This window comes from Desulfoluna sp. CLI2B (assembly GCF_056847375.1).
Map to the genome: position 1 here is coordinate 852,182 of NZ_CP186557.1, position 26,086 is coordinate 878,267.

Consider the following 26,086-nt stretch of genomic DNA (forward strand, 5'->3'; position numbering starts at 1 on the left):
TGAAGTTTGTTGAGGCGGCCTGAGAACAGTTCAGTTGACTCGGGCAGGTCACTTATTGCAAAAAAGCTCCGAGCCCGAGTAACGAGGGCTCGGAGTTTTTGCGTTTCTGGGCAAACGGCCTGGTGACGTTGCGGGGTTGGTGCGGCCCATGACAGGCGGAAGGTCAGGCCGGTTCGGGCGCGTCTTCGGTGATGCTTGCAGGCAGGGTCACTTTGAGGACCAGGTAGCCCACGGCACCTGAGGCCAGGGAGCCCAGGATGATGCCTAACCGTTCGTCGAACAGAAGGTTGACGGAGGTCTGTTCAAAGGCCAGGGAGCCGATGAACAGGCTCATGGTAAAGCCCACACCGCAGAGGGCCGCGGCTCCGTAGAGGGCCCCCCAGGACACCCCTTTGGGCAGGTCCGTGAGCTTCAGGGCCACGGCGGCCCAGCAGCAGCTGAAGATCCCCACCTGCTTTCCGACGAAGAGCCCCAGGGCGATGCCCAGGGGGACGGGATGAAAGATCTGCTCCATGCCCATGCCCGCCAGGTTGAGCCCGGCGTTGGCAAAGGCAAAGACCGGCAACACCACAAAGGCTACCACTGCATGCAGATCGTGTTCCAGGCTCTTGAGGGGCGAGGTCCCGGGTTCTTCTTTGGACGTCATGGGAATGAACATGGCCAGCAAGACCCCCGCCAGGGTGGCGTGCACCCCTGATTTCAGCATGGCCACCCACATGACGACCCCCACCGCGATATAGAGGCTCTTGGCCTCAACATGCCTCCAGTTGAGAAGGGCCAGGACCGGGATGCAGAATCCCACCACAGCAAGGGCCACCGGTGAGATGTTTTCCGTATAGAAGACGGCGATGATGACGATGGCCCCGATGTCGTCGAAAATGGCCAGGGAGGTTAAAAACACCTTGATGCTGATGGGAACACGCGATCCCAAAAGGGAGAGCACCCCCAGGGCAAAGGCGATGTCCGTGGCCGCCGGAATGGCCCACCCTTTCATGGCCGCGGAATCGTTTATGTTGAAATAGACGTAGATCAGCGCGGGGACGGCCATGCCGCCGATGGCTCCCACCCCGGGCAGGATGATATTGCGCTTGTCCGCCAGCTCGCCTTCCAGAAGCTCCCGCTTCAACTCCAGGCCCACAAGGAAAAAGAAGATCGCCATGAGCCCGTCGTTGATCCACAGCAAAAGGGGCTTGGCAATGTGGATGGCCCCCACCCGGATCTCCACCGGGGTGTCGATGAAAAGGGCGTAATACGTCCGCAACGGGGTGTTGGCCAGCACCACCGCCAGGGTGGCGGCCAGCATCAGGACAATGCCGCCAGCGGATTCCATTTTGAAAAATTTTGCGAGAAACGATTCCTGGGGCTTCATCATGGCGATCTCCGTATCTGGTGTGATGTCGGTTGTGCCGGCGGCCAGGGGGATCCTGGTCATCCGGACGCTCATGCTTCAAACCTTCGGTTCTTTGAGTGAATTTTTACTTTAAAGGCGGATGTGATTTGACCCGAGGAACGAGGGGCAAAACACATCTGCTATCTGCTTTCAAGGTGGCTCACCTTGCCGCCGGAGGCAAACGGGTGCTGAATGGTGACCTTTCTTGTTTTATCTTCTGTTTGTCTGCCACCGCGTAAAACTCCACCCCGTGGCCTGAAGGTGATTCCGGGGCGCACGGTGACGCTTCCCAGCCCGTGTCGGCCAGAAAGGCGCCGATCTGTTCGGGGCGGAGGCTCCAGAGCCAGGGTTCTCCGGCCAGGGCCATGGTCCAGAGCAGGAGCCCGGAGAGCCACCCCACATCCGGCCTGCCCCCTGCACCGGTGCCGATGTAGGTAAAGACCATGCGGCTTCCGGGGCCCGTGATGTCATTGCATTGTGAAAACAGGGCCTTTACCGCCTTTTCGGGCAGGTACATGAGCAGGCCCTCGGCCAGGATCACTGTCTGGGCGTTTGAGGCCCACAACGGATCGGCCTCCATGGCCTCGGCCAGCGGGGTGTGGGCCAGGTCCTCTGCCATGAGGTGCAGGTTGCCCGGCCTTCCCATGGCCGCGATGCCTTTTCGCTTGAGGCGGGATGTGGCCGGATGGTCGATCTCGAAAAAACGGACGCCGGGGAACTCGTGGGCCAGGCGCCACGCCAGGGTGTCGTACCCCGCCCCGAGGACGAGGACCTGGGTGCATCTATTTTCGACGGCGTCCCGCACCTGCTCCTCGCAGAACACTTTTCGGCGCCCGATCCCTTCGAATTCCCCGGGCATGAGCGGGTCAAACAGGTGACAGAGGCTGACCATTTGCCAGGAGCGGGACCACCGGACCAGGGCCGGGCCTGCGGCCCCGGAGGCCACGAGGAGGCGGGCCGTGGCATCGGCCATGCCCGCCGGCAGGGCGTCGGCAGCGTCCGGTGTGGCGCCCAGGCTCACGATGTTCAACGCGATTTTGCGGGCTGTCCTGCTTGGCTGATCGGTTCGCACGTGGTGTTCTCCTCCGCAAGGCCCGTGAGCATATTGGTGAGCCGTTCGGCATGGCTGGCCGAGGTGTCGTCGAAGCGCAGGATGTGGGTGTAGCGATGCAGCTGCCAGCGCAGGGCGATGACCTGGACCGCATTGGTGGGGGCCTCTTCCAGAAGCCGGGCGATGAAGTGCTCGGGGGACGGCCTCGGGTCCCCGGGTCGAACCGGTCCTGCCACCAGGGCCAGAAAGTGGAGCTCGGCCAGGTTGGCGCAGGCCCAGAGCCTCTGGGATGAATCGGGGTGGTGAAGGTCAAAGCGGGCCGAGGCGTCCAGAAAGGCCCACAAGGGAATCTCCAGCTCCATTTTCTTTGTCTTGTAATATTTAAGGAACATGGAGAGGCTCAGTACCTGAGTGCCGGGCCAGTGGGCGTGGGCGTTGATGGCTGCTGCGCGTCGGTAAAAGGCAAGGGCCCGTTCCAGGCTCAGGAGGGCGTCGTCGGAGAGACGAGGGGCCTCGGGGGACTTGTTTTCGTTGTGCTGAAGGTAAAGGGCCTGGGCCTGACGCTTTTCCGCTGACCCAAGGATGCAGAGCTTGGCGATGCGGTTCTCCTGGACAGCGAGGAAAGGCGCGTCGGGTTTTGGATCGCAGTCGGGCATCACCGAGATGGCGTGGCGGATGTCGTCGATGACCTCGGTGAAGTCACCGTCAACGCCTTTGATCCCCCGCTCGGTGAGGTTGTGGGCGCGGTTCATGGACGCGGTGAGGGCCCTGTGGGCCTGGATGGTCCTGAACTCCCCAAGCTGGGATTCCATGTCGTCGGGCAGAGACGCGTAGGCGATGAGGCTGCCCCAGTCATGGGTGGTACGGTCCTGCCGCCGGAGCTGCTGGCGCAGCTCGTAAAGGCAGGCGCGGGGGTCTTTTCCCCAGAGGAGGCCCCCGTAGAGGGTCCGGACCATGGTGACGGAGCCGGTCTTGGTCAAGGGGTATTGGGAGCCGATGACCAGGGGCACCCCTGCGTTGTGCACGGCGTGGACCAGGCTGGAACCGGGGAGTACCACCGAGCCCTGCTGGCCGCTGTCGCAGCTGGCGACGGTGACCACCAGGGGGGAGGAAAAGCCCTCGCCCCGGGCCTTGACCCGCAGGGCCGCGGAGAGTCTCTTTCCATCCACCACGTCCATGGACGTGGGGTTGGTATCGTCGCACAGGGCCAGCCCGTATCGGACTTCCGACGCGTCCGGGTGCGGCACCCCGTGGGCGAGGATGTGCACATGGGTGTAAGAGCCTTCGGCGCAGGCTTCCTGGATTTGGGCCAGGGTGGCTGACGGCAGGATAGTGAGAAAGGGGGAGAGGCGTTCCGTGGGCGATTCGTGGGCCGAGGCCCTTGGAAGCCAGGGCCCCACAGCCTCCCGAAGGGCGAGGAGGTGAGCCTTGAAGGGGATGGTTCCCACCCCCGGGGGGGCTGCGGCGGCAAAGAGGATTCGGGGCGTTGTGTCCCAGGGCTGGACCCGTCCGTCGGCTCCCCGGATCTCCCGGGTCATCACCACCGGCACCTCCTGCTGAAGGGCCAGGGGCGAGCCTTCACCGGGAAAGCCGCGGGCTGCGTCGGCCATCTCAAAGGGGAGCAGGGCCAGCTCCGATGCGGAGAAGACAAGGCGCAGCTGAACGAATGTTTCGTCTCCCTCCAGGGAGAGGTCGGCGATGAGGCCGGGGACCTTTTCCATGATCTGCCCCATGGCCGTCGAGATCTCCCGGATTTGCGCCCTTCGTGTGGGGGTGTCCTTTTCCCCGTAACGCAGGGCCCTGAGCAGGGTGAGCACATCCTGCTGCTCGTAGGGCAGGGTGACGGTGACGGGCTCGTGGCGACCGCTGAGGCCCATGTAGCGCGTCAACGGGGAGATAAGCTGGTTGTGGGGCGGGCCATGGCGCAACAACTCCAGTTTCACGGATCGAATGTGTGGCATGGGGGCTCCTGTGTGAGATCCATGGGTATCGTTAGGAAAAAAGCCGGGTAAAAAAACATTCCGGCGGTCAGCAGGCAAGTCGCCCGTCGGGCACCGGGCAGAGGCTGTAGGCGCCGTCTGTCCCTTCCACGGTGGCAAGGGCTCCTGAGACCTCTCCGCCGTCCTCTTTTTCAATGGAGACCACGGAGCGGACGTGACGGATGAGGGGCCTGCCGTTGACCGTGGCATTGTCCAGGCTCTTCATGTCGCCCTTTTCAAGGATGGCCCACACCTTTTTAAAGGGCTCTTTTTCCAACAGGTCCGGGGTGAGCTGCATGAGTCGGATCCAGGAGCCGGAGTTAAAGTAAGCGGGGCCTGTGCCCGAGTTGATGGCTTTGTGCAGGTGGGTGTGGCCGGCCACCACCACATCCACCTCCGGGCCCACAAGCTCCCGGACACTCCGGCAGGTGTCGTCTTCGGTTTTGGGGTTGAAGGTGGGGTCGTCCTTGAGCCAGCCCTGGAGGGCTTCGCGCATGTTCTCCTCCGGGGAGCGGCCCCGTATCTTGTCCCACACCGCGCCCCAGGCACCTAAGAAGTCGGCCTGCTCCGGGGACGAGGCCAGTGAGGCCGGAGAGGTGCCCCTTGCCAGGTGGGCGTCCATCTCGTGGAGGAGGCTGTCCATGTCCGTTGTGCCGGTGGCCGGGGTATTGACCAGGCTCGGGTAGCTGGAGGCCATGACCCGCTGGAAGGCGGTGTCCTCGGACGCCTCCTGGCCGGGGAGTTCCCCCTGGAGCCCCAGGAAGCTGTCCGGGTCCCGGTGTTTGTCTCGCATGAAGTCCGCGGCGACACCAAAGAGGCTCTTGAGCCGCGACCAGGTGACGGCATGGTCGTCCATGGCCATGAGCAGGGCGGGGATGGTCTCGGTCTCGGGCTTGAGCAGGTCGACCCACCGGTATTTTTTCTTGAGCCCGTTCATGACGTCGATGACCATCTTGGTGCCAGCGTTGGGCGTCCACGGGGGCAGGGGGGTACGGCGTTTTTTCTCGGCCCGGATGCGGTTCAGGGCCCTGTAGTCCACGGGGTTCCAGGCATCGGTTTCGTTGCCGTGGATGCACAGCACGTTTTTCTCCCCCACCCGGCAGGCAAAGCCGGTGCCGTCCATGGCAAAGATGAGGCGGCCCCGTGCCGCGTCGGATCCTCCGCAGAGTCTTTCGGCCAGAAGGGCCCTGACGTCAGGAAGGGCCAGTTCCACGTCGTGGTTGCCCAGGACGATGACCAGAGTGCGGTTTTCAGACCGGGTGTAGGTGGAAAGGGCCTGGAAGACCTCCGTAAATTCGGGGTCGTTCATGATGCGGGTGAGGTCTTTTGCTGCATGGTTGGGGCGGAAATAACAAGCTTTTTCATTGGGCGGTGCGGGTTCGGCGAGAAAATCCACGATGTCGCCATTGAGGACAAGGGCTGTTTTTCGGTTGTCGGGCTCGGCGGCCAGGTGTTTGATGAGCCAGGCCAGGGCTTTTTGCTGGTTGAAGATCTGGAAGCCGGGGGAGCCCCCCAAATGGATGTCGGAGATAACATGAACGGCATCGTACTGAGGAAAGGGCATGGGGCACCTCGTTCAGGGGTTAATAAGCCGATATTGTATCGTATTTCGCAGATAATACAAGGGGTGACAACGGGTGCGACAACCAGCGTGACAACCGGGGGAACGGTGTCATGAATGACAGCGGCACTCGGCATCCTGGAAACGCGAGCTGTGGAAATTCTGAGTGCCGAAATAGACATAATATAAGAGGTATGCCCGGAAAACGCCGATTGTCATTTGTTTTTCTCTTTAACTCTTTGGGGGGAACAACCGAAAAACACAGTGTAGGGGGATCTCATTCCGGAAAAGGGCATCGGCCCTTTGCGGCAACGGCGGAACCAGGCAGGCAAGATGACCGAAAAGATTCGACTCAGCGACATCTCAAAAGTATTCAAGCTCTCCGGGCGCAAGCGCAAGGCGGCCCTGGGTGGGGTGCGCCTCTCGGTCTCCGAAGGGGACTTCGTGGTGGTCCTCGGCAGGTCGGGGTGCGGCAAATCCACCCTGCTCAACATCGTGGCCGGCATGGTGCCCCCCACGTCCGGGGAGGTGACCGTGGACGGCGCTGCGGTGGAGCATCCCGATCCCTCGCGCATTCTCCTGACCCAGCAGCCCATGCTTCTTCCCTGGCTCACCGTGCTGGAGAACGTGGCCTTCGGGTGCAAGCTCAGGGGGGAGACCGATCATCTCCTTTCAAGGGCCAGGCGCTGGCTGGAGAGGGTGCACATGGCAGGCCACGAGAGCTATCTTCCCGGAGAACTCTCCCTGGGCATGCAGCAGCGTGTCTGCCTGGCGCGGGCCCTCATGGGCCACCCTGATCTTTTGTTGATGGACGAGCCCTTCGGGGCCCTGGATACCTTTACCCGATCCCGGCTCCATGAAGAGATGGTGCGCATCCGCCTGGAAACCGACATCACCGTGGTGTTCGTGACCCACGACCTGGACGAGGCCCTGGCCTTGGGAAGCCGCGTGGTGCTTCTGGGCGGCGAGCCCGGTCACATCATGGAGGAGTATGCTTTGGACAGGGCGTACCCCCGGGACCCTTCCGATCCGGTCCTTCGGGACATGAAGGGCGCCATTATGGACCGATTTCAGGAGGAGGGCCTGTGAGCCGTATCGTGACCCGCAGGGAGTTTATGAAACAGGCCGGGCTGGCCGCCGCAGGCAGCGCCTTGGGCGTGGCCGGGATGCCTGCCCTGGCCCGGGCCGCAGGCGAACCCGAGCTTCGGGTGGGCTACCTGCCCATCACCGACTCGGCACCGCTTCTCATCGCCCATGCCCTGGGGTATTTTCAGGAAGAGGGGCTGCGCCTTAAAAAACCGGTGCGGGTGCGAAGCTGGTCCACCCTCATGGAATCTTTTCTTTCCGGCAAGTTCAACCTGACCCACATGCTGCTTCCCATGCCGGTGTGGATGCGGTTTAAGCACCGGGTGCCGGTGAAGGTCCTGGCCTGGAACCACACCAACGGCAGCGCCATTACCGTGCGCGGGGATTCGGATATTCAATCGTTTGCCGATCTGGGCGGCCACCAGATTGCCGTGCCCTACTGGTATTCCACCCACAACGTGATCCTCCAGATGGGCTTGAGGAAATTCGGGCTCAAGCCGGTGATCCAGCGGCAGACCGCTCCCCTTGCCCCGGACGAGGTGAACCTTTTTGTGCTCTCTCCTCCGGAGATGCCCGCTGCCCTTGCCGGACGGAAAATTGACGGCTATATTGTGGCCGACCCCATCAACGCCATCAGCGAGGTGAAGACCGGGGCCCGTATCATGCGGTTTACCGGGGATATCTGGAAGAACCATCCCTGCTGTGTGGTGGTGATGAACGAAGGGCTGGTGGCCCGGCAGCCGGTGTTTTCCCAGAAGGTGATGAACGCCATTGTCCGTGCTCAGCTCTGGATCACGGAGAACCGCAGGGATGCCGCCCGTATCCTGAGCCGCCAGGGAGGGAACTACCTCCCCGTGGACGAAGAAATTTTGCTAAGGGCGTTTACCGGGTACGATCCCGCGGTTTACGGCGAGATGGGAGGCACCGGTGCCATCCATCATCCCGAGTGGCAGCTGGAGCGCATCGGCTTCCAGCCCTGGCCCTATCCGTCGGCCACCCGGCTGCTTGTGGGCGAGCTGGGGCGAACCGTTGTGGAGGGGGACGCCGCTTTCCTCCGCTCCCTGGATCCTGAAGTGGCTGCGGCCGAGCTTGTGGACGACCGTTATGTCACCCGGGCCATCGAAGCCGTGGGCGGGCCGGGAAAATTTTCGTACGGCCGCCTGGACGATCCCTTCCACCGGGAGGAGATCATCTCCGTGTAACCGGATCAACCCGCGTCAGGGCCACTAACGTTTCCTGCCGCCAGCATTGGCCCTTTGGCCCACCTTGCGTTGCCGAGAACCCAAACCCTATGAATGTGATTGAGAGATATTTGAAAAAGCAGTCAGTATACGCAAGGCAACCCTATGCGGAAAAAATGATGAACAGCGGCCTCTTCATGGGGCTTGCCGGGTTCCTTTTTTTCATCGCCCTCTGGGCGGCAGGAGGGACCCTTCTCTTCAGCCGCACGGACCTGGCCCAGTTCCAGGGCTTTCTGCCCGGCCCCACCTTGAAGGGGCTGGTGCGCCTGGTGGGCAGCGCACATTTCTGGGCCTCTGCCGGGGCAAGCCTCTCCCGGGTCTGCCTGGGGATTCTCATCGCCTTTGTGGTGGGGTTTCCCGTGGGCCTGCTCCTGGGGTTCTACCGCACCGTCAGGGTCCTCACCTACCCGCCCATGCAGTTCCTCCGCATGGTCAGCCCCCTCTCCTGGATGCCCATCGCTCTTCTCATCTTCTCCAGCTTTGAGACAGCCATCTGTTTTATCATCACCATGGCCACGGTGTGGCCCATTATTCTCAACACCTCCCTGGGCGTGGTGCGGGTCAACCCCGGCTGGATCATGATGGCCAGAAACCAGGGGGCAACAGATCGTCAGCTCCTCACCCGCATCATTATCCCCGCCTCGGTTCCCTACATCCTCACCAGCCTCCGCCTGGCCCTGGGCGTGGCCTGGATCGTTCTTGTTCCCGCTGAATTTTTGGGGGTCTCAAGCGGCCTCGGCTACATCATCAACGACGCCAGGGACACCATGGAGTACGACCTGCTCATGGCCACGGTCCTTGCCATCGGCGTTTTGGGGTTTTGCCTGGACGGTGCCATTCAGATGCTTCGTCAGTATTTGAATTGGGGGAGTCGAGGTGGAGAGCGGGAAAAACAGGGAATAGGGAATAGGAAATAGGAAATAGGGAAAGGCCATCGGTCATGGGGCGTGACGCTTCTGTGGGGATGGCTTTTTTTGTTTGATGGGCATTGCGGTGGTCCGTGGCGAAAACGGTGCGGGGGCCGCACCCTACGCTTCGCGGGTCGGGCATGGTTGGGGGGGGGGCGGGTATCGTTTTTATGTCATGGAGGCAAAAGGCCGATACCTCGTAGGGTGCGCCGTGCGCACCGCCAATAAGCCGTTTTCCTTCTTTTTAATGATTGACTTCGGTGAGTGAGTTGTTTCTATCCTTCCTATCACCTATCACCTATCACCTATCACCTATCACCTATCACCTATCACCTATCACCTATCACCTATCACCTATCACCTATCACCTATCACCTATCACCTATCACCTGTTTTTCCCCCGCACACCGGCCGGATCGCAGTCGCGCGTGCGATCCAACCGGCGCAGGGTGTCGCTGCGCTTGAAACACGAAGGCGGCAGGAGAGGCCTGTTCCCTGCCATCTTGCCCTATTACCTGATTACCTATGACCTATTTCCTGATTTACCTGTCTCAAACCCTTCCGTCAGTCTCAGCAGGGTATAGTGTGTGGCAAACACGTCGGTAAGGGCCGAGATGTTGTTGAACCGGGCGCGGGAGAGGCTGAAGATGGCGTCCAGTACCTCGGTGGAGGTGGCGACCCCCTGCTCGAAGGCCAGGTCCGTGACCCGGAGGTTTTCCTCGGCCTCGGCAAGGCCTGAGCGGGCCACGGCCAGGTTGTCGATGGCCACGTCTCGGTCGAGAACGGCGTTGTCGAAGTCCGTGGAGAGGCTGTTTTCAAGCTCCCGGAGCTGATGGCGAAGGGCGGCTTCGTTGAGGGAAGCCTGGCTTAAGGTCGACTCTTTTTTGAGGCCGTCAAACAGGTTCATGGTCACCGAGGCGGTGAGGCGGACATCGTCGCCGTTGACCTCGGAGGAGCCGAAGCTGTAGTCGTCCAGGTACCGGCTTGTGTAGGTGGCCGACAGGTCCAGGCGCGGCATGTAGGCGGCCCGGGCAGCCTTCCTCTCCATTCCCGCACCGGAGAGGGTCTCCTTGAGGGAGAGGATCCGGCTGTTTTCGGCCAGAAGGACGGACTTGCCTTCGGCCGCGTCCATGACCATGGGGAGTTCCGTGAACACGGAAAAGTCCAGGGCGTCCGCTTCAGCTTGTGGGGCAGCACGGCAAGGGCCAGGGTGTTGAGGGAGGCGGTGATGTTGGCCAGGGTGCGGCGCTCGGTCTGCACCGCGTTGTCCAGCTCCACCTTGACGGTGAGCAGGTCCCGCTTTTTAAGAACCCCCACGTTGTATTTGAGCTCCATCTCACGGTAGCGGTCTTTGTAGAGGCGCACCGAGTCCTGGGCCACGGTGAGGTTCTGTCTGCTGCGGTAGACCCCCAGAAAAGCCAGGGCCACGTTCTGGCTGACGTCCTGGCGCGTGGAGGCCAGGTCGAGTTGCCCGGCTTCGGCACCAAATCGTGCGGCTTTCAGGGAGTATGCGTCCTTGAATCCGGCAAAGACGTTTAAGGCAATGCTGCCGGTGAACCCGTCATTTTTTTCCCGGATTTCGGTGATGGTGTCGTGGTTGTAGCGGTTGGCTTCGTAGCCCACGTCCACGCTGGGGAGAAAGGGGCTCCTGGCCTCCTGGACCTTTTTTTCGGCGATGGCGGCTGTGGCCTCACTGGCCTTGACTGCGTGGCGTTCGGCCAGGGCCTCCTGCTGCAGCTCGGACAGGGTCAGGGCGTGTAAGGGGGTGGCAACCAGGCAAAGGGCTGCCAGAACGAGAAGTCGTTTCATGATGTCGTATACCTCACTGCTCGACATGGGGGCCGGACGTTCCGGCCCCCATGGTGTGTGTTAGGCTGAGTAGCGCTCCAGGGGCTCGTTTGGCGACGAGGCCTGCCGGCCTTTTTCTTCAAAGCCGATGAAGAAGGAGAGGAGCGCGGGGATCACAAAGAGGGTGAAGAGGGTGGACAATGCCATGCCACCCAGCAGCACGCTGCCGATCCCCCTGTAGAGCTCGGACCCGGAGTCCGTGGCCAGCACCAGGGGCAGAAAGCCGGAGATACTGGTGCAGACACTCATGAAGATGGGCCGGATACGGGTTCGGATGGCGTCCTTGATGGCGTCCATCCCCAACATGTTCTCCAGTCGCACGTTGTTCAGGGACTGGTGCACGATGAGGATGGCGTTGTTGACCACCGTGCCCACGAGGATGATGAATCCCAGCATGGTGAGAACGTCCAACGGCTGTCTGGCCACGAGAAGGTCCACCAGCCTCAGTCCGATGAACCCGCCGGCGGCTGCCAGGGGTACGGAGAAGAGGATGATGAAGGGGTAGAGAAAGTTCTCGAAGAGGGCGGCCATCAACAGATAGGTGATGAGGATGGCCAGGGCCAGGTTCCACTTCAGGGCATGGAAGGTCTCCATGAGTTTGTCGGCGTTGCCGCCCAGCTTTACATTCACCCCGGAGAGCTGACCGGCTTCCATGAGGCCGTCCACCTTGGCGCGGATGGTTTCCATGGCTTCCTGAAGGGGCACGTCAATGGGGGGCGTGATCTCCAGGCGGATGTTGCGCCGTTTTTCCAGGCGGTCGATCTGGGTCATGCCGTGCTCGTAGGAGAGGGAGGCCACGTCGCCAACGCGCACCAGTTTCCCGTGGTTGTTGACCATGGGGGCTTCCAGGATGGCCTCGGGGGTCTTGAAGTCCGCCTCCTCGCTGCGAACCACCAGGTCGATGCGGTCCTTGCCGTCGGGGCTGTAGTCTGCCACCTTCCGGCCGTCCATGAGCACATCCACGTAGATCCCCAGCTCTTGCTCGGTGAGGCCGCTGGCCGCCATTTTCTGCTTGTCCGGGATGATGCGCCCTTCCGGGTAGGCAATTTCAAGGGAGGGCACCGGCCGGATCTGGGAGTTGGGCACGGCCTGGCCCACGGCACCCATGAGGGTGAAGCCTGCCTGTACGATGGAGCCCATCTCTTCGCCGGAGATGTTCAGGTCGATGGTGCGCCCTTTGCCCAGGCCGGTTTCGAAGATACCGGGCTGGAGGCTGATGCCGAACATGCCGGGCATGGAGTAGATGATCTGGGTCAGGGAGGGAATCAGCTCACCGGCCCGGGTCTCGTCCTCGTCCGTGCAGACCACCCCGAACATGCTGATCATGTCCGCAGAGACGTAAAAGACGTTTTTGATCTTGGGCAGGCCCTCGCCCGTGTCTTTTCGGTAGGTGTCTGTCTTCTCAAAAATGTACTCGCCCACCTCGTGCCGTTTTTCGGCGGAGTACCCGGGGGGCGGCACCAGGATGCTCATGATGAAGTTCTGGTTGCCCTGGGGCAGGTACTCGGCCTTGGGCATGAGGGCCCAGGCGATGAGCAGGGAAAAGGCGGTGAAGGACACCACGCAGGCCACCCGGGTGACCGTGTTTTTCAGGCAGGCGTTGGCCACGCCCATGATGCTGGAGATAAAAAGGTCTCCGGCCTTGCCCAAAGCGCCCCCCTCTTTCTGGGCCGGTCCCTTTTTCCTGTAGATCAGGTGCATGAAGGAGGGGATCACCGTGATGGAGACAAACAGGCTCAGGAGGATGGCCGTGGTGATGGCGATGGCGATGTCCCGGAAGAGCTGTCCTGCCTCCTGTTTCATGAAGATAACGGGGAGAAAGACCGCCACCGTGGTCAGGGTGGAGGCGATGACCGCACCGTACACCTCGGTGGCCCCTTCGTAGACCGCGTCAAAGGTCTTTTTGCCGAGTTTCAGGTGCCGGTCGATGTTTTCCAGCACCACGATGGAGTTGTCCACCAGCATGCCCACGGCAAAGGAGATGCCCGCAAGGCTCACCACGTTGAGGTTGCGGCCCATGAGCCACAGGGAGGTGAAGGTGCCGATGGCCGAAATGGGAATGGCCAGGCCGATGGTGCCCGTGGACCGTGCGCTGCGCAGGAAGGTCACCAGAACCAGGATGGCCAGGGCCGCCCCGATGAGCACGTTCTTTTTCATGATGGAGATGGCCCGCATGATGTAGGGCGCCTCGTCGTAGGACCAGTTGATGTACAGGCCCCTTTTGGCCAGAATGCCATCGTTGAGGCGGTCCACTTCGGCGTGGACCCGGTTCACGATCTCCAGGACGTTGCCCCCTTTCTGCTTTTTCACCCCGATGACGATGCCTTCGGCGCCGTTTTCCATGACCGAGACAAACTGGGGTTCGTAGCCGATGCGGCTGGTGGCGATGTCCCGAAGGAGGATGCGGGTGATGCCGTCATCCATGATCACCACGTCCAGAGGGTCGGTGACCTTCTGGAACTTGGCCGTGGTGCGGATGCGGTAGTTTCGCCGGTCAATGCCCAGCACCCCTGCGGAGATGTCGTTGTTGGCGGCCGTAACCCGGGCGATCACCTGGTTGATGGTGATGCCCCGCCGGGCCATTTTCTCAGGATCCAGAACGATCTCAAGCTGGTCCTTGGTGCCTCCGAAGACCAAGAGAGAGGCCACGCCGTCGACACGCTCGATGTACTGCTTGACCTCGTTGTCGAAGAAGGTGCGCTGGGTGCGGATGTCGGTGTTGCTTCCTTCAAGGGCGCGCATCTGCATCCAGATGATGGGGTTGGCGGAACCCCCGGAGCTGGAGATCACCGGCTCGTAGACGTTGTCCGGGTAGTCCGACACCTCGTTGAGCTTGTTGGAGACCCGGAGCAGGGCCGTGTCCACGTCGGTCTCCAGGTCAAAGGTGAGTGTGATGGTGGCGTAGTCGTTGTAGCTGGAGCTCTCCATCTTCTGGAGGTTCTGGAGGCTCTTGAGGTTGTCTTCCTGCTTCTTCGATCACCTGCTCGCTGGGGCTGGCACCCGGCCAGGAGGTCATCACCTCGATTTCCGGCAGCTCGGTGTCGGGGGCAAGCTGCACGGGGAGCTTGGAGAGCCCGATCATTCCGAACAGGACGATCATGATCACCATCACCGCAGCGGTGACGGGTCGTTGGATGGAAAATTTAATCAAATCCATGGGTGGCTTGGTATCCCTGGTTTCATCATGTCAGAAAAGGCCCGACGCCCTCGGCATCTCTCGTGCGACCACAAGGCGACGGGCACCTTGCGGGGGGAGTGGGGCACGGCTGTGCTTCAGATCCGGTTTACTTCCTTGCTTCAATGACCGTCACGGGCTGGCCGGGCTGGAGCCGGTCGTTGCCGTCGATGATCACGTCCATGCCGGGGGCCACGGGCCCTTCGGCGATGCCGGCTGCGCCCTCCACGTAGGCAAGGACCGTTACCGGCAGGGGCGCTGCCGCCCCTTCATTGATGGTGTAGACCAGGGTCTGGCCGTTGAAGGTGACCAGGGCATCCCTGGGGACCAGGGTCATCTCCTGCTTGTCACTGGCGGGCATGGCCACGGTGGCGCTCATGTTCGGGCACGTAGGCCTGGGAAGCATCGCCCTTGACGAAGATGTTCTTGGTGGCCGTGTCCGCCACGGGGATGTACCCGGTGATCCTGCCGCGGGTGGTGAGGCCCAGGGCGGTGATGGAGACGTCCAGCTCCTCGCCGGTCCTGGCAAAGACCAGGAGGTCTTCGGGCATGGGCACCTTCACGTAGAGGTCGTCCATGGAGCCCAAGAGGCACACGGGGTTCCCCGGCACCACCCAGTTGCCCTCATCGGCGTTTTTCTCCAGCACCACGCCGGCAAAGGGGGCACGGATGACGCTCTTCTCCTTTTTCAGGAGGGCCAGGGCCAGGTTTTCCTGGAGGGTGGCCTTCTGCATGGCAAGGTCCTCCATGGAGAGGCGCATGTTGTCATACTCCTGCTCACTGGCCGCCTGCTGCTTGAAGAGGGTCTCGTAGCGGGTCAGGTCCTTTTTGGCCTGGGCCAGCCGGATTTCCACCTGGGCGATTTTTTTCCTGACCGTGCCGATCTCGTTGTTCACAAAATCGAGGTTCAGGCGGAAGAGGGGCGCTCCCTTGGTGACCTGGTCACCCTCTTTGACCAGAACGGCCTCCACCTGGCCGCTCACCTCGGGAGAGAGGGCGGAGACGCGGTCGAACTGGAGGGTTCCCACCACATCCAGGGTTTTGGCGATGGTCTTCTGGTGAATCTGGCTGGTCGCGCCGAGCACCGGAGCTGACGAGGCCCTTCGGCGTACGAGAGGACCGGCAGGGCAAGCAGGGTGATGACGGTTATCCATTTCATAGCTTTCATTGATGTACCTCGCTACTCGAAAAAAATGGTCGGTAAAAGCGGTGGCCTAAGGAGTTGCGCAGTTAACGCGCGGCCGTCCCGTCGGAGATTGCGGTTTGGACCCCGAAAGGTCGGGTTGTCTTCATTTGGGCCCACCGTAAGGTGAAGGGCCCGTTTTCTTATTCTTCTGAACCGGTATTTAGATATAAACGCAACACCACCTGATTTCCTGCCAGTGGAAGTGACTTTCAGGCCCGGCTGTAGGGCGGATATGCAGGCATTTGCCGGAGGCCCGCTGAGATGTAGTGAATCAACTCTTCCAGCATGGCATCGGGATCCCGGTCGATACCCAGGATGGCAATGGATTCCTCCATGATGCACTCCCCCTCCGTAAATTGAAGGCCGATCCGGAAGAAGGCAATGCGGCGCAGCAGGGTCATCCTCGGGATCTGGGGCAGGGCCTTTGCCATGCAGTCGACCAGGTAGATGAGTTTTTTCTCCAGGATGTTTTTCAGGTTCTGTTTGAAGAAATCCTCGTTTTCGTAGGCCGCGGCAAACTGGTGGAAAACGTTCATCCAGTCCGGGTGGGTGACGGTGAACTCATGAAGGGGCGCCAGCTGGCTTCGCAGCAGGTCCTCCAAAACCGGGGCCTTGTCTCCTGCACGGTCCATCACCACCTCCAGGCGCTGGGTCTGCTCCTCTTCAAGGGGGGTGAGAAACCGGGTGACAATGGCTGAGATGAGGTTGTCCTTGGAGCCGAAGTGGTAGTTGATGGCCGCCACGTTGACTCCGGCCTCCTCTGTGATTTTTCGCATGGACGCCTTGTCTGCGCCCAGTTCGACGATGAGCCGTTCGGCGGCATCGAGTATTTTGGTTTTGGTATCCATTTAAGGGGTCCGTTGTGTGGGAAACAAATATTTTAAACGCTGTTTGAAACATCGATAAAAAAGGGTTTTAAACGATGTTTGAATTGGACGCAAGGTTTTTGTAGGTAACAACGCAAAAAAAATGACTTTTGGTGAGGAGGAAAAATTAACCAGGGGCGTGTCCACCCGATTCGAGAGATAAACGGATCAGGGGCTGCTGCTTGTTTTATGTGGGGGATTCAGAAGGTGTATCCGATGGAAAAATGAAAATTACCGGAGCTTTCTCCGGGCTGTTTGTCCAGCTTCCAGCCGTAGAGAAATCCCACGGGGCCGATGGGGGTGATATAGCGCAGGCCTGCTCCGGCACTGGAACGAAAGGACTCGGAGAGATCGGGCTGGGAGGCATTGCGGAGGCTTGCTGTATCGAAAAACGTGGTGAGTTCCACATTCAAGCCCAGGTCGATGCGGGCCTCCACGCTTCCCAGCAGGGTGGTGCGCCCGCCCACGGCTTCGCCGCTGTCGTTGATAAGGAACTTGTTCTCGCTGTAGCCCCGGATGTCGGTGGTTCCACCCAGGAAGAGGAGCTGGTCTTCGGGGATGTTGTTGTTGCTTCCGTATGGATCGATGTGGTGGATCCTGCCCCTCAGGGCAAAGGTGAGGCGGTTGACGGGGGTTTTATAGAACCGCAGCTCGTAGCGGTATTTGAAAAAGTCATCCAGTGAATTTCCGACGCCTGCGGAGATGTCCAGGGCCCCGAAGGCGATCATGCCTTTTCGGGGGCGCACAAAGGAGTCGGTGGAGTTGTAGGTGAGGGACGGGGTGACCACCACAATGTTTCGCTGCTCGTACTGCTCTTCATCCCCCGGGGGAATGGGCGTGTCGTTCAGCCTGTACTGCTCCCTGTATTCGTAGCGGTTGTTGAGGGAGGCGTTGAAATTTTCGAGGAACCGTCGGTTGAAGGTCAGGGAGGAACCGTAGGTGCGTGTGCCGAAATCCTGGTTGAACTCTTCGAGTTTCTCTCCGAACATGCTGAAGGTGGCGTTGATCCGGGTGCCCAGAAAGCGGGGCTCGGTGATGCCCAGCTCGGTGCGGTATCCGATGTCGCTGATCTCGGCTGCGATCCAGCCGTCTTTGTTCTGGCCGAAGAGGTTGCGGTCCCCAAGGCGGGTGTGGGCATACTTTTCCCGCCGGGTGTCGTATCCGAGGCCGAGCTCATAGTAGTAGGGCTTTCTCTCTTCCACCTCCACCAACAGATTCACCTCGGGTTCCTCTTCTTTAAGCCCGATGGTCCGGAAGTGCGCTGCGGAAAGGGCGGCGATGTTCCGGATGTTGCGCTGGGTCTCCAGGGCCTGGGTCAGGGAGAAGGGTTCCCCCGGGGTGAGCTCGACCTCCCGCCTGAGGATGCGCTCGCGGGTGCGGAAGTTGCCTGTGTAGAAGACCTCGCCGGTTGTTACGTTGGGCCCTTCGGTGATGTCGTAGGCCATCTCGGCCCGGCCCGCCCCCTCGTCATCGGTCTCGACCCGGGCCTGCCCCGTGACGGTGATATGGGGGTAGCCCTTTTCAGAGATGGCCCCGGAGAGGGTGTTTTCATCGCTTTCGATCATGTATTCCCGAAAGGGCTCTCCCTCCTTCAGGGCAATGGCGTCCAGCGCCTCATCGGGTGTGAGGGCCTGCAGGCCGTTGAAGGCAACGGATGTCACCCGGGTCTGTATGCCCTCTTGAATGGAAAGGGAGATATCGGCGAGTTTTCGGTGGGCTTCGGGGTCCTCTATGAAGGTCACCTTATGGTCCACGGTGGTCTCCAGATAGCCCTTGGTCAGGTAGAGGGACTGGATGGCGCTGATATCCTCGTCCAGGACATCGGGGACGAACTCTCCGGCGCTGAAGGTGCCGGGCAGGCGGGTGAGCATCTGCTTTTCGATGCGCTTCCGGTCGAAGACGGTGTTGCCCTGGATGTCCAAGGCCTGGACGATGTAACGGGGTCCCTCGTCAATGGAAAAGAGCAGCTCTCGCTCCCTGATACCCTCGACGGTGACGTCGGACTCCTCCATGCTCACCTGCACATCCAGGTAACCGGCTTTGTGATAGCGTGTCCGGATGTTTCTGAGGCTCTTTTTCAGGCCCAGTTCGCTTCGGTTTCCCTCTGTCAGGTAGGCCAGCTCCTTTTTCAGGGTCAGTCCCCAGAACTCGGTGTTCCCTTCAAAGAGGGCCACGTATTTTTTCCCTTCGTCTATCCTGAACCGGATGACCATATCGTGGGGATCGGCGAGGTGCTCCACCTCCGGGGTGATCTCCACGTCTCCATACCCCTTGGCGCGGTAGAATTTTCGGAGGTTGTCCACATCTTCATCGAGTTTTTTCTGGATGAACCGGGGGATCTCTCCGGCGAAGAGGGAGACCTTCCAGGTGTCGAGTCTCAGCTTGAGCCGTGCGTCGGAAAAACCGTTGTTTCCGATGAGCTCCACGCGGTGGATTCGGTCGAAGTCCCCCTTGTGGATGGAAACGGTCACCTCGAAATGGCCGTCTTTCGGGTCCTCCTCCGACGTGACCCGGATCGTGGCGTCCGGGTACCCTTCGTCTTTGAACGTTTTTTTGATGAGTGCTTCCTGTTTTTGAAGCTTTTCGGAAACAAAGGCGTCACCGGTATAGATGGTCATGGCATTGAGCACCTCCTTTTCCAGGAGGGGAAACGCCCCGTTGATGTGGATATCCTTGATCCTCCGGAACGGGGTCAGTCGGAACGTCAGGGCCATCTCCCCTTCACCCTCGGACGGGTCGGGCACGTCGATGGCCTGGAACAGACGGGTGCTCTTGAGCAGCTCCAGGCTTTTCTCAAGGGCTTCGGCGGAAAAAGGCTCTCCCTCTTCCAGGAGGATGATCCGGCGGGCAAAGGCGGCAAGGTGCGCGGGTTTTGTGACGGTCCCCACGATCTCCACGTTGATCTCCGAGATGACGGGGGCGCTGGGCTCGGCCACGGTGGGCCTAGGCATCAGGACGGCTGAGAGCACAAGGGCAAGGCACATCCAGTGCCGGGCAGCACGGGGGCCGTTTCGTCGGGCGCATGTGGGCGGTGATGCGATCATGGTCACCTCATCTCCAGCCGGAAGACCAGCTCGCCGCCGAAGTCCCCGTCCGTGTCCCGGAAGGCGTTCATCAGGAGGCTTTCGTAGAACTTGTACTCGGTGATGGCGCTCTGGACCGTGACCCCGTTTTTGGTTCCCACCCCGTATTTGAGGGTCATGCGTTTGGAGAGCTCTTTGCCCACGGTGATGTTGACATCGTCGGCATCATCCTGGTCCGTGCGTTCCGTGTAGGTCATTTCTATGGTGTCCAGGCCCGTGGCCTCCTTGAGGCTCCCTTCAAGGGTGCGGGTCACCATGTCGGCAAGGATCTGCTTGGTGGACTGGCTGGATCCGCCCTCTCCGCTGACCATTTCGTTGTGCGTTTTGTTGAAGACGATGAGGGAGAGGATGTCCGAGTCGCTCTCCTCGGGCACCGAACTCATCTCGAATTTGAGGTTGTCCTCCACCCCCGAAACCTTCAGGGTGATGGTCCATTGCCTGATGACGATCTCGCTGTCCACGTCAATGGTCGCCTCGACTTTGTAGGGGTTGATAAAGTCCACCACCCCTTTTTTGATTTCAAACTCTTTGCCCAGGTAGGAGATGGTGCCGGATTCCACCTCGGCCCGTCCATTGACAAGGACCCGGCTCAACGGGCCGGAGACGGTGAGGGTGGGCTTCAGGTCCATCAGCGCAATGTTGTTGTCCACCACAAAGGGGGAGCGGTGTCGGATGGAAATGTTGAGCTCCGTGTTGTTCAGAATAGGGGTGTCGCGCCTTCGGGTGACAGGGGACTGCTCCCGGCGTCGCTGGCCCAGGTTGTCGATGAGCCCCAGCCGGACGTTTTTGAAGTAGCGCCCCTCCACCAGGATAATCCCCCTGAGATGAGGGCGTGCTCCGGTGTGCCTTCATAGGTCAGGTCGCCGTTGACCCAAAGCTCCATGGTGCCCGGCAGAGTCAGGGGAAGGGCCTGTGCCCTGAGCCTTGCCTTGATGGCCTTTGGGGTCACATGGTCCAGCCCCAGGGTGCCGGAAAAGTCAAACTGCCCCTTGTCGAGATTGCCGGTGATGGTCTTAACGGTGAGGGCTTTGGGCGTGATCGCCATGCGACCGTTGAGGTTCTGGAGTTTCTGGCCCAGGACCGGCACGGTGAAGCCGATCTCCTTAAGGACGAGGTCCCCGTTAAAGTCCGGCTCCTTGGGTGTGCCGGTGAGGCGGGCAGAAAGGGTGATGTCTCCGGTGATGTCCCCGAGGCTTTCGGTGAAGAGGTGGAGCACCTCCATGGGAACGGCACCGTCCAGGGAAAAATCCAGGGTGCCGTCCGGTGACCCCGTGCCGTTGATGTCAAGGTGTCCCTGGTCGAAGAGGGAGAGGTTCAGGGCCTCCACCCGCAGGGTGCCGTTGTCAAAGGAGGCGTTGCAGGCCCCTTTGGTGATGAGGGCCGTTCCGTCGTGGGAGGCGGTGAGCTCTGTCACGGTTGCATCGGCGGTGAGGGTCTTGGGTGAGGTGGCGTCTCCCCGGGCTTCGATGAGGCCGGTGACGGTCCCTGTAAGGGTCCTGCGGCCCGCCATTTTGAAAAAGGGCTCCAGCCGGGTTTGCTCCAGGCGCGCGCTGGCGGAGAAGAGGTGGGTGACGAGATTGTAACTGCCGGACAGCTCCGCCACGAGGTCTCCCCGGACCCGGAGTTCCTGATCCCTGAGGGTCAATTCGAGGCTGCCGTCGTCAAAGGGCTCGTTGTTCAGGAACAGGTCGGTGACGACCATGTTTCCTTTGAGCCGGGGATTGTCCAGGCTCCCCTCCCCGGTGATGTCCAGGCTGAGCTGGCCTTTGGCCGCGTTTTTTTCACCGATGAATTCGATCTCCTCAATGTCCAGGTCCCGGGCCTTGAGCTGCAGGGCGTAGGTCTTTTCGACAGGGGAAAACCAGCCGTCTGCTCTCAGCTCCTCTCCCGGGGTCAGGACCACGGTGAGTTCCTCAATGGTCACCCGGTTGTCTTCCATGCGGGAGGCCAGGGTGACCTCGTGGAGTGTCTGAACGCCAAGGTTGAGTTTTTCCGCCCCAAGAAAGAGGCTGCCCCGGGGGGCAGCCGTGTTGCCGGAGAGGCGTGCGTCGATGGAGACCTGTCCCGACATCCGGGGGGTGACATCGTTTAAGTTGAAGGCTTCGGCCTTGAGGGTGACATCAAAGGCGGGGTGGGCCATCACGGCCCCGGTTTCAGGTTCGAGGAGGCGTGCCGTTCCCGAGAGTTCCAGTTGGGATTGGCCATTTGTCAACCGGGCTGTGTCCATGGAGAGCATGCCGTCCTTGAGTAGGGCAAGGACTTCGAGGTCTCCGATTCGATAGTCCGTAACGGCCAGAGAGCGGCCTGACAGGGCAAGGCGGGCCGAGGGAGACCTGAGGGGACCCTTACAGGAGAGGGTCCCGTCCAGAATGCCCGAGACACCGGCGCTTGCCAGGAAGGCCTCGGTGTCGATGTGTTCAAAGGCCAGGTCAAGGTCCACGGGGAGGGTGGGGGAGAGCTGGGCCGGTGAGCCGGGTTCCAACCTGCTTTTCAGGAGATGGATGGAACCCTGGGCGCGGAGCCGGGAGTCTTCTTCCTCAAGGGTCAGCTCGTGGATGGTGAGCTGACCGGATCGGTCCAGGCCGGCTGCCATGCGAAGGGTGCCGAGGGCATGACCCCCGAGCTCTAATGCGTCTCCCTGAAGGCTGGCCTCGGCCACCGGGTGGGCAGTGGTTCCGGTTATCCCGACGTCCAGGGTCAGTCGGCCGGTAAGTCCGGCAGCTTCAGGGGCCAGGCGAAGGTCGGCAAGATTTGGGATGGCAAGGGAGAGTTCGGTTTCAATGTTTGAGGACGCAAGGTCAAAACTTCCGGTCCCGTTAACGGAGGCCTCTCCGGCTTTGATGCTCAGGTTGCGAAGGGCCAGGCGGTTGTTGTCCAGGGTGAGACGGGTTTTCAGGTCGAGGTCCACGGGGTCGGGGAGCTGGACCAGGGTAAGCGTTTGGATTGAGGCGTCCAGTTGAGCCTCCGCGGACATGACAGAAGGTGAGGCCCCGGTACCATCGATGGTAAGATCCGACCGCAGCGCACCGGCCAGCCCCGGGACGTTGCGGGAAAACGCCTCAAGGGCGGTGCCGGTCTGGCTCAGTTCCAGGTGCCAGGCCATGGCGTCGAGGTTTCTTTGCTGGGCGGTGAACCCCCGGGCGAAGGCTTCCCGGAGGTCGAGGCTCCCGGTACCCTTGACCTGGCCCAGGGGGGCATCGATATTGAGCTTTTTGAGGGCCAGCTGTTTCTCTTCAAGGGTACAGGCCAGGCCGGCCCGGTCCACCTGGATACCCGCGATCTCGCCCCCGGAATAGGAGAGGGTCAGGTGCGCGCTGGGGTTGTCGGTGGTTCCGCGGGCCGTCAGGTTGAGGGTGACCGGGCCCGAGAGGGTGGCAGGGAGATGAAAGGTCTCTTTTACGGTGGTGAGGGCAGTGGTGGCCGTGAGGTCGATATCAAAGAGGGGGCGCTCGAAAAGGTCTTCGGCCTGGCCCTTGGCCTCCAGGGCCACAAGGTCAGATTCCAGGGCCAGGGCGAGGGACTTCAGGCGGTCGCCGTTGAGATGGCCGTCGATCCGCAAGGCATCGACCCCTGTTGTGATGCCCGCCATGTTGATTTCCCCGCCCCCGAGGCGAAGGGAGGCCCGAATGGTTTTTTCCCGGAGGTCTGCATCCTCCAGCGAGAGGCCGACGGTGCCTGCGACAATCCGTCCCTGGGGCTCAGGGGCATTTCGGTGTTCGTATTGGAAAAAGCCGTCTGTGAGGGATAGGGCGTCGATTCTGATGTTGAAGGGGAATTCCCCCGAGTCGTTGTCTTGTGTCGGGGGGGCGGGCTCCCGGGCAGGAAAGGCTGTGAGGATATTGAATGTGCCGGATGCATCCGTGGCCAGCAGGACCTTGGGCGATTCTAAGATGACGTTTTCAAGGGCAAGGGTGTTGCCCAAAAGGGGAGCCCATGCAAGGTTCACAACAAGCCGGTCCAGAGAGACAAGGGGGGCAGACTCCGGGTCGTGGAGCCGAAGATTGGTAACCTCCATGCGTCCTGCGAACAGTGAAAGGCTCAGGTCGTCCCAGTGGAGGCTCCCGGGAATGGCCCTGTTGATGCGATCCTGAAGAAAATGGCGGCCGTGGTCCGAGGTGAGCCAGAAGCGACCGGCCACCGCGACCAGAAGCATCAGAACGGCAACCATCCCGATACCGTAGGCAACAACCTTTCGTTTTGTCTGTCGCTGTGAGTTCCCCATTGCCACCCTCTTTTGCGGGCAGATTCCGGTGCATGCATGTGAACGTGCTGTCTGCGGAGCGGGAGCCGAACCTGCGGAGTTTTGGGGCTGCGGTTTGTTCCGGTTGGCGGAGGCAGCGGCGTTGGTTGAGGCTTTTACGTGATGATACGTTATCTTAAGCCGCTGCGAGATATATACATGCTAAAGCCATTCCTCGCAACCAAACGTGTGGTCCTGAAACCAGTTTATACTTGCAAGAAGGCAATGGCTCGGGCACAAAATAACCATGTTTAGCAATGGATCGTTTTGTTTTTTGGCAACCACTGTTTGTGTAACGCAAACGGGCGGAGACGTCCTGCAAACCCCTGGATAGATACCACACGAGTATTTTTGGTCCCGTGTCATATCAGCGGGATCGGCGGGGCAGGCAGGGTTCATTTACCATGGCAGGGGGCGGACGATGACAGAACTCAAGGTGTGTGGGAACAGGGACAAACCAGCGGGTGAGAGCCTTGTCGGAGAAGAGACTTCCAACAGCCGGGCTCAGTTGTTTCGCCGGGTTTTTGAAAAATCCACCGCCCCTTCGGTTATTCTCGAAGAGGACCTGACGATCTCCATGATGAATGAGAAGCTCGAAGAGCTTGTGGGGTATTCACGGGCGGAGCTTGAAGGCAAAATGAAATGGACGCGGTTTGTGGTGCCAGAGGACCTGGAGCGGATGACGCACTTCCACCACAGGCGGCGTCAGGACCCTTCATGGGCCCCGGAGGAGTATGAGTGTCGCCTGATGGACCGGGACGGGGATGTCTATGATATTCTGATCAAGCTGAACATGGTCCAGGGCTCAACCAGCGTGGCCACCCTGGTGAATGTGACCTCTCGAAAAGAGGCGGAAAAAAAGCTGAAACTCAGGGAAGATGAGTTGCGGGGTATCGTTGAGAACTTTCCGGGTCATCTCTACACCTCTTACAGGGATTACACCCTTGAATTTATGAATGGCCACCTTAGGGCACAGGTTGGCCGGGAGGCCGTGGGGGACCCCTGCTATTCCGCCATTTATGACCGGACAACGCCTTGCCCGTGGTGTGGAGCGGCAGATGTTTTCAAGGGGGAAACCGTGCGATCCGAGTTTTTAAACCCCCGTGACCACCGGTGGTATGCGGCGGTCTCCACCCCCATTTGTGCCATGGACGGCAGCGTGCGGAAACAGCAGACCCTGCTTACGGATATCACCGATCGGAAACTCAAGGAGAAGCGCCTGCGTGACAGTGCCGACAGCCTGCGCAAAGAGAACAGGCGCCTGAAATCCACCATGACCGCACGCGCCCGCTTCGGGGATCTCATCGGGAAGAGCCCGGAAATGCAGGCGGTCTACGAGGTGATACTGAACGCCGCCGCCTCCAATGCCAACATCATTATCTACGGAGAGTCGGGGACGGGCAAGGAGCTGGTCTCGCGGGAAATCCACCGGTTGAGCGATCGCATGGACCATGGCTTTATTCCCGTCAACTGCGGAGCCATCCCCGAATCTCTCATGGAAAGCGAGTTTTTCGGGTACAAAAAAGGGGCCTTCACCGGGGCGGTTCAGGATAAAAAAGGGTTTTTGGACCTGGCCGACGGCGGAACCCTGTTTCTCGATGAGCTCGGGGAGATCGCCCTGGGGATGCAGGCCAAGCTGTTGCGGGCCATTGAGGGCAACGGGTACACCGCCCTAGGGGGAAAGACAGTTCGAAAGCCGAACCTGAGGATCATCGCCGCAACCAACAGGGACCTGACCAACCTCATCACCAAAGGCCTCATGCGGGAGGACTTTTTTTACCGCATCCATATCATTCCCATCCACCTTCCCCCGCTTCGAAAGCGGCCATCGGACATTCCCCTTCTCATGGATCATTTTTTGAAACAGTACCCCGGTGCAACGGAGGTCCCCCCCATTACCCCGGCGATTCTGGATGCGTTTCAGAGGTATCGATGGCCGGGGAACGTCCGGGAGCTGCAAAATGTGCTGCATCGCTATGTGACCCTGAAAAAACTGGACTTCACGGAGATCTTTTCAGCAGATGGGGCCATGCCCTCGGTGGACAAAAGGTACCGCAGCGTGTCCGATCACGGAAGGGACCTGAAGTCCCTGCTGGCCGAAACCGAGAGGGCGCACATCCTCAAAACCCTGGAGGAGATGAAGTGGCACCGGGGCAAGACCGCCCACCGCCTGGGCATTAACCGACGGACCCTTGAGCGGAAAATGGCACTGCACAGACTCCGGTCATGCGAATGATGTGTCGCAAAGTGCGGCGTTGGTGTCGCATGGTTGAAAAGCCCCTGATGTAGAGCTGCCTGGCGTTTTATGGCTCTGCTATGCGACATGCCTGTCGCATTTCCTTGCCCGCCCATGTCTTGTCTGTTTTGTGGTGAAAGCAGGTAAAACCAGTTGGTTAGATCTTGTAATGATGCCTGTGGCACGTCCTTTGCTCAAGTAACATGCCGGAAAGATAACCTTTAACGGAACCGGGA

General features: G+C 60.5%; 17 protein-coding genes and 1 pseudogene. 4 read left to right on the plus strand and 14 right to left on the minus strand.

The window, feature by feature from the left end; genetic code table 11:
- Positions 1 to 163: 163 nt before the first annotated feature.
- From nhaA to ACOYW2_RS04195, 4 genes are all read right to left on the minus strand, one after another.
- Positions 164 to 1,432 (minus strand): Na+/H+ antiporter NhaA, encoded by a 1,269-nt coding sequence (gene nhaA / locus ACOYW2_RS04180; protein ID WP_482769497.1) that lies wholly within the window; start codon positions 1,430 to 1,432, stop codon positions 164 to 166.
- A gap of 118 nt (positions 1,433 to 1,550) precedes the next feature.
- Entirely contained in the window at positions 1,551 to 2,462 is a 912-nt protein-coding gene (locus ACOYW2_RS04185) for a class I SAM-dependent methyltransferase (RefSeq protein ID WP_482769498.1), read from the minus strand.
- Positions 2,417 to 4,402 (minus strand): CHAT domain-containing protein, encoded by a 1,986-nt coding sequence (locus ACOYW2_RS04190; protein WP_482769499.1) that lies wholly within the window; start codon positions 4,400 to 4,402, stop codon positions 2,417 to 2,419. The genes ACOYW2_RS04185 and ACOYW2_RS04190 overlap by 46 nt, the downstream gene beginning before the upstream one ends.
- Before the next feature lie 67 nt (positions 4,403 to 4,469).
- Positions 4,470 to 5,984, minus strand: coding sequence for a metallophosphoesterase (locus ACOYW2_RS04195; RefSeq protein ID WP_482769500.1), 1,515 nt, complete (start codon positions 5,982 to 5,984; stop codon positions 4,470 to 4,472).
- Between the two features lie 330 nt (positions 5,985 to 6,314).
- Between ACOYW2_RS04195 and ACOYW2_RS04200 the strand changes: the two genes are divergently transcribed.
- From ACOYW2_RS04200 to ACOYW2_RS04210, 3 genes are all read left to right on the plus strand, one after another.
- The gene (locus tag ACOYW2_RS04200; protein ID WP_482769501.1) at positions 6,315 to 7,070 is read left to right on the plus strand and encodes an ABC transporter ATP-binding protein; all 756 of its coding nucleotides are present in this window, start codon (positions 6,315 to 6,317) and stop codon (positions 7,068 to 7,070) included.
- Entirely contained in the window at positions 7,067 to 8,269 is a 1,203-nt protein-coding gene (locus ACOYW2_RS04205) for an ABC transporter substrate-binding protein (RefSeq protein WP_482769502.1), read from the plus strand. The genes ACOYW2_RS04200 and ACOYW2_RS04205 overlap by 4 nt, the downstream gene beginning before the upstream one ends.
- A 110-nt stretch (positions 8,270 to 8,379) precedes the next feature.
- Positions 8,380 to 9,225, plus strand: coding sequence for an ABC transporter permease (locus ACOYW2_RS04210; protein WP_482769503.1), 846 nt, complete (start codon positions 8,380 to 8,382; stop codon positions 9,223 to 9,225).
- A 514-nt stretch (positions 9,226 to 9,739) separates the two neighbouring features.
- Here ACOYW2_RS04210 and ACOYW2_RS04215 read toward each other — a convergent pair.
- The 10 genes and pseudogenes from ACOYW2_RS04215 to ACOYW2_RS04260 form a co-directional block, all read right to left on the minus strand.
- The gene (locus ACOYW2_RS04215) at positions 9,740 to 10,354 is read right to left on the minus strand and encodes a TolC family protein (RefSeq protein ID WP_482769504.1); all 615 of its coding nucleotides are present in this window, start codon (positions 10,352 to 10,354) and stop codon (positions 9,740 to 9,742) included.
- Positions 10,355 to 10,425: 71 nt separating this feature from the next.
- A pseudogene (locus tag ACOYW2_RS04220) lies at positions 10,426 to 11,052 on the minus strand (TolC family protein); the annotation flags it as partial.
- A 33-nt stretch (positions 11,053 to 11,085) separates the two neighbouring features.
- Positions 11,086 to 13,992 (minus strand): efflux RND transporter permease subunit, encoded by a 2,907-nt coding sequence (locus ACOYW2_RS04225; protein WP_482769505.1) that lies wholly within the window; start codon positions 13,990 to 13,992, stop codon positions 11,086 to 11,088.
- Positions 13,943 to 14,221, minus strand: coding sequence for an efflux RND transporter permease subunit (locus ACOYW2_RS04230; RefSeq protein ID WP_482769506.1), 279 nt, complete (start codon positions 14,219 to 14,221; stop codon positions 13,943 to 13,945). The genes ACOYW2_RS04225 and ACOYW2_RS04230 overlap by 50 nt, the downstream gene beginning before the upstream one ends.
- A 127-nt stretch (positions 14,222 to 14,348) precedes the next feature.
- Positions 14,349 to 14,618, minus strand: coding sequence for a hypothetical protein (locus ACOYW2_RS04235; RefSeq protein WP_482769507.1), 270 nt, complete (start codon positions 14,616 to 14,618; stop codon positions 14,349 to 14,351).
- Positions 14,587 to 15,324 (minus strand): efflux RND transporter periplasmic adaptor subunit, encoded by a 738-nt coding sequence (locus tag ACOYW2_RS04240; protein WP_482769508.1) that lies wholly within the window; start codon positions 15,322 to 15,324, stop codon positions 14,587 to 14,589. Before ACOYW2_RS04240 ends, ACOYW2_RS04235 begins: the two co-directional genes overlap by 32 nt.
- 310 nt (positions 15,325 to 15,634) lie before the next feature.
- The gene (locus tag ACOYW2_RS04245) at positions 15,635 to 16,273 is read right to left on the minus strand and encodes a TetR/AcrR family transcriptional regulator (RefSeq protein ID WP_482421839.1); all 639 of its coding nucleotides are present in this window, start codon (positions 16,271 to 16,273) and stop codon (positions 15,635 to 15,637) included.
- A gap of 218 nt (positions 16,274 to 16,491) precedes the next feature.
- Positions 16,492 to 19,335, minus strand: a complete 2,844-nt coding sequence (gene bamA, locus ACOYW2_RS04250) for an outer membrane protein assembly factor BamA (RefSeq protein ID WP_482769509.1) — start codon at positions 19,333 to 19,335, stop codon at positions 16,492 to 16,494.
- Between the two features lie 2 nt (positions 19,336 to 19,337).
- The gene (locus ACOYW2_RS04255; protein ID WP_482769510.1) at positions 19,338 to 20,180 is read right to left on the minus strand and encodes a translocation/assembly module TamB domain-containing protein; all 843 of its coding nucleotides are present in this window, start codon (positions 20,178 to 20,180) and stop codon (positions 19,338 to 19,340) included.
- Positions 20,072 to 23,596, minus strand: a complete 3,525-nt coding sequence (locus ACOYW2_RS04260) for a DUF748 domain-containing protein (RefSeq protein WP_482769511.1) — start codon at positions 23,594 to 23,596, stop codon at positions 20,072 to 20,074. The genes ACOYW2_RS04255 and ACOYW2_RS04260 overlap by 109 nt, the downstream gene beginning before the upstream one ends.
- Positions 23,597 to 24,035: 439 nt before the next feature.
- Here ACOYW2_RS04260 and ACOYW2_RS04265 point away from each other — a divergent pair, with 439 nt between their 5' ends.
- A complete protein-coding gene (locus ACOYW2_RS04265; protein WP_482769512.1) occupies positions 24,036 to 25,850 on the plus strand; it encodes a sigma 54-interacting transcriptional regulator in 1,815 nt (604 codons plus the stop codon).
- Positions 25,851 to 26,086: the final 236 nt, after the last annotated feature.

Excerpts from the sequence above, each read along its gene's own strand:
- nhaA (WP_482769497.1), bottom strand. The coding sequence starts at position 1,432 with ATGACCAGGATCCCCCTGGCCGCCGGCACAACCGACATCACACCAGAT.
- ACOYW2_RS04230 (WP_482769506.1), bottom strand. The coding sequence starts at position 14,221 with ATGGATTTGATTAAATTTTCCATCCAACGACCCGTCACCGCTGCGGTG.
- ACOYW2_RS04235 (WP_482769507.1), bottom strand. The coding sequence starts at position 14,618 with ATGAGCGCCACCGTGGCCATGCCCGCCAGTGACAAGCAGGAGATGACC.
- ACOYW2_RS04265 (WP_482769512.1), top strand. The coding sequence starts at position 24,036 with ATGACAGAACTCAAGGTGTGTGGGAACAGGGACAAACCAGCGGGTGAG.
- ACOYW2_RS04215 (WP_482769504.1), bottom strand. The coding sequence starts at position 10,354 with ATGGTCATGGACGCGGCCGAAGGCAAGTCCGTCCTTCTGGCCGAAAAC.
- ACOYW2_RS04195 (WP_482769500.1), bottom strand. The coding sequence starts at position 5,984 with ATGCCCTTTCCTCAGTACGATGCCGTTCATGTTATCTCCGACATCCAT.
- ACOYW2_RS04260 (WP_482769511.1), bottom strand. The coding sequence starts at position 23,596 with ATGGGGAACTCACAGCGACAGACAAAACGAAAGGTTGTTGCCTACGGT.
- ACOYW2_RS04190 (WP_482769499.1), bottom strand. The coding sequence starts at position 4,402 with ATGCCACACATTCGATCCGTGAAACTGGAGTTGTTGCGCCATGGCCCG.
- ACOYW2_RS04200 (WP_482769501.1), top strand. The coding sequence starts at position 6,315 with ATGACCGAAAAGATTCGACTCAGCGACATCTCAAAAGTATTCAAGCTC.
- ACOYW2_RS04245 (WP_482421839.1), bottom strand. The coding sequence starts at position 16,273 with ATGGATACCAAAACCAAAATACTCGATGCCGCCGAACGGCTCATCGTC.
- ACOYW2_RS04225 (WP_482769505.1), bottom strand. The coding sequence starts at position 13,992 with ATGGAGAGCTCCAGCTACAACGACTACGCCACCATCACACTCACCTTT.
- bamA (WP_482769509.1), bottom strand. The coding sequence starts at position 19,335 with ATGATCGCATCACCGCCCACATGCGCCCGACGAAACGGCCCCCGTGCT.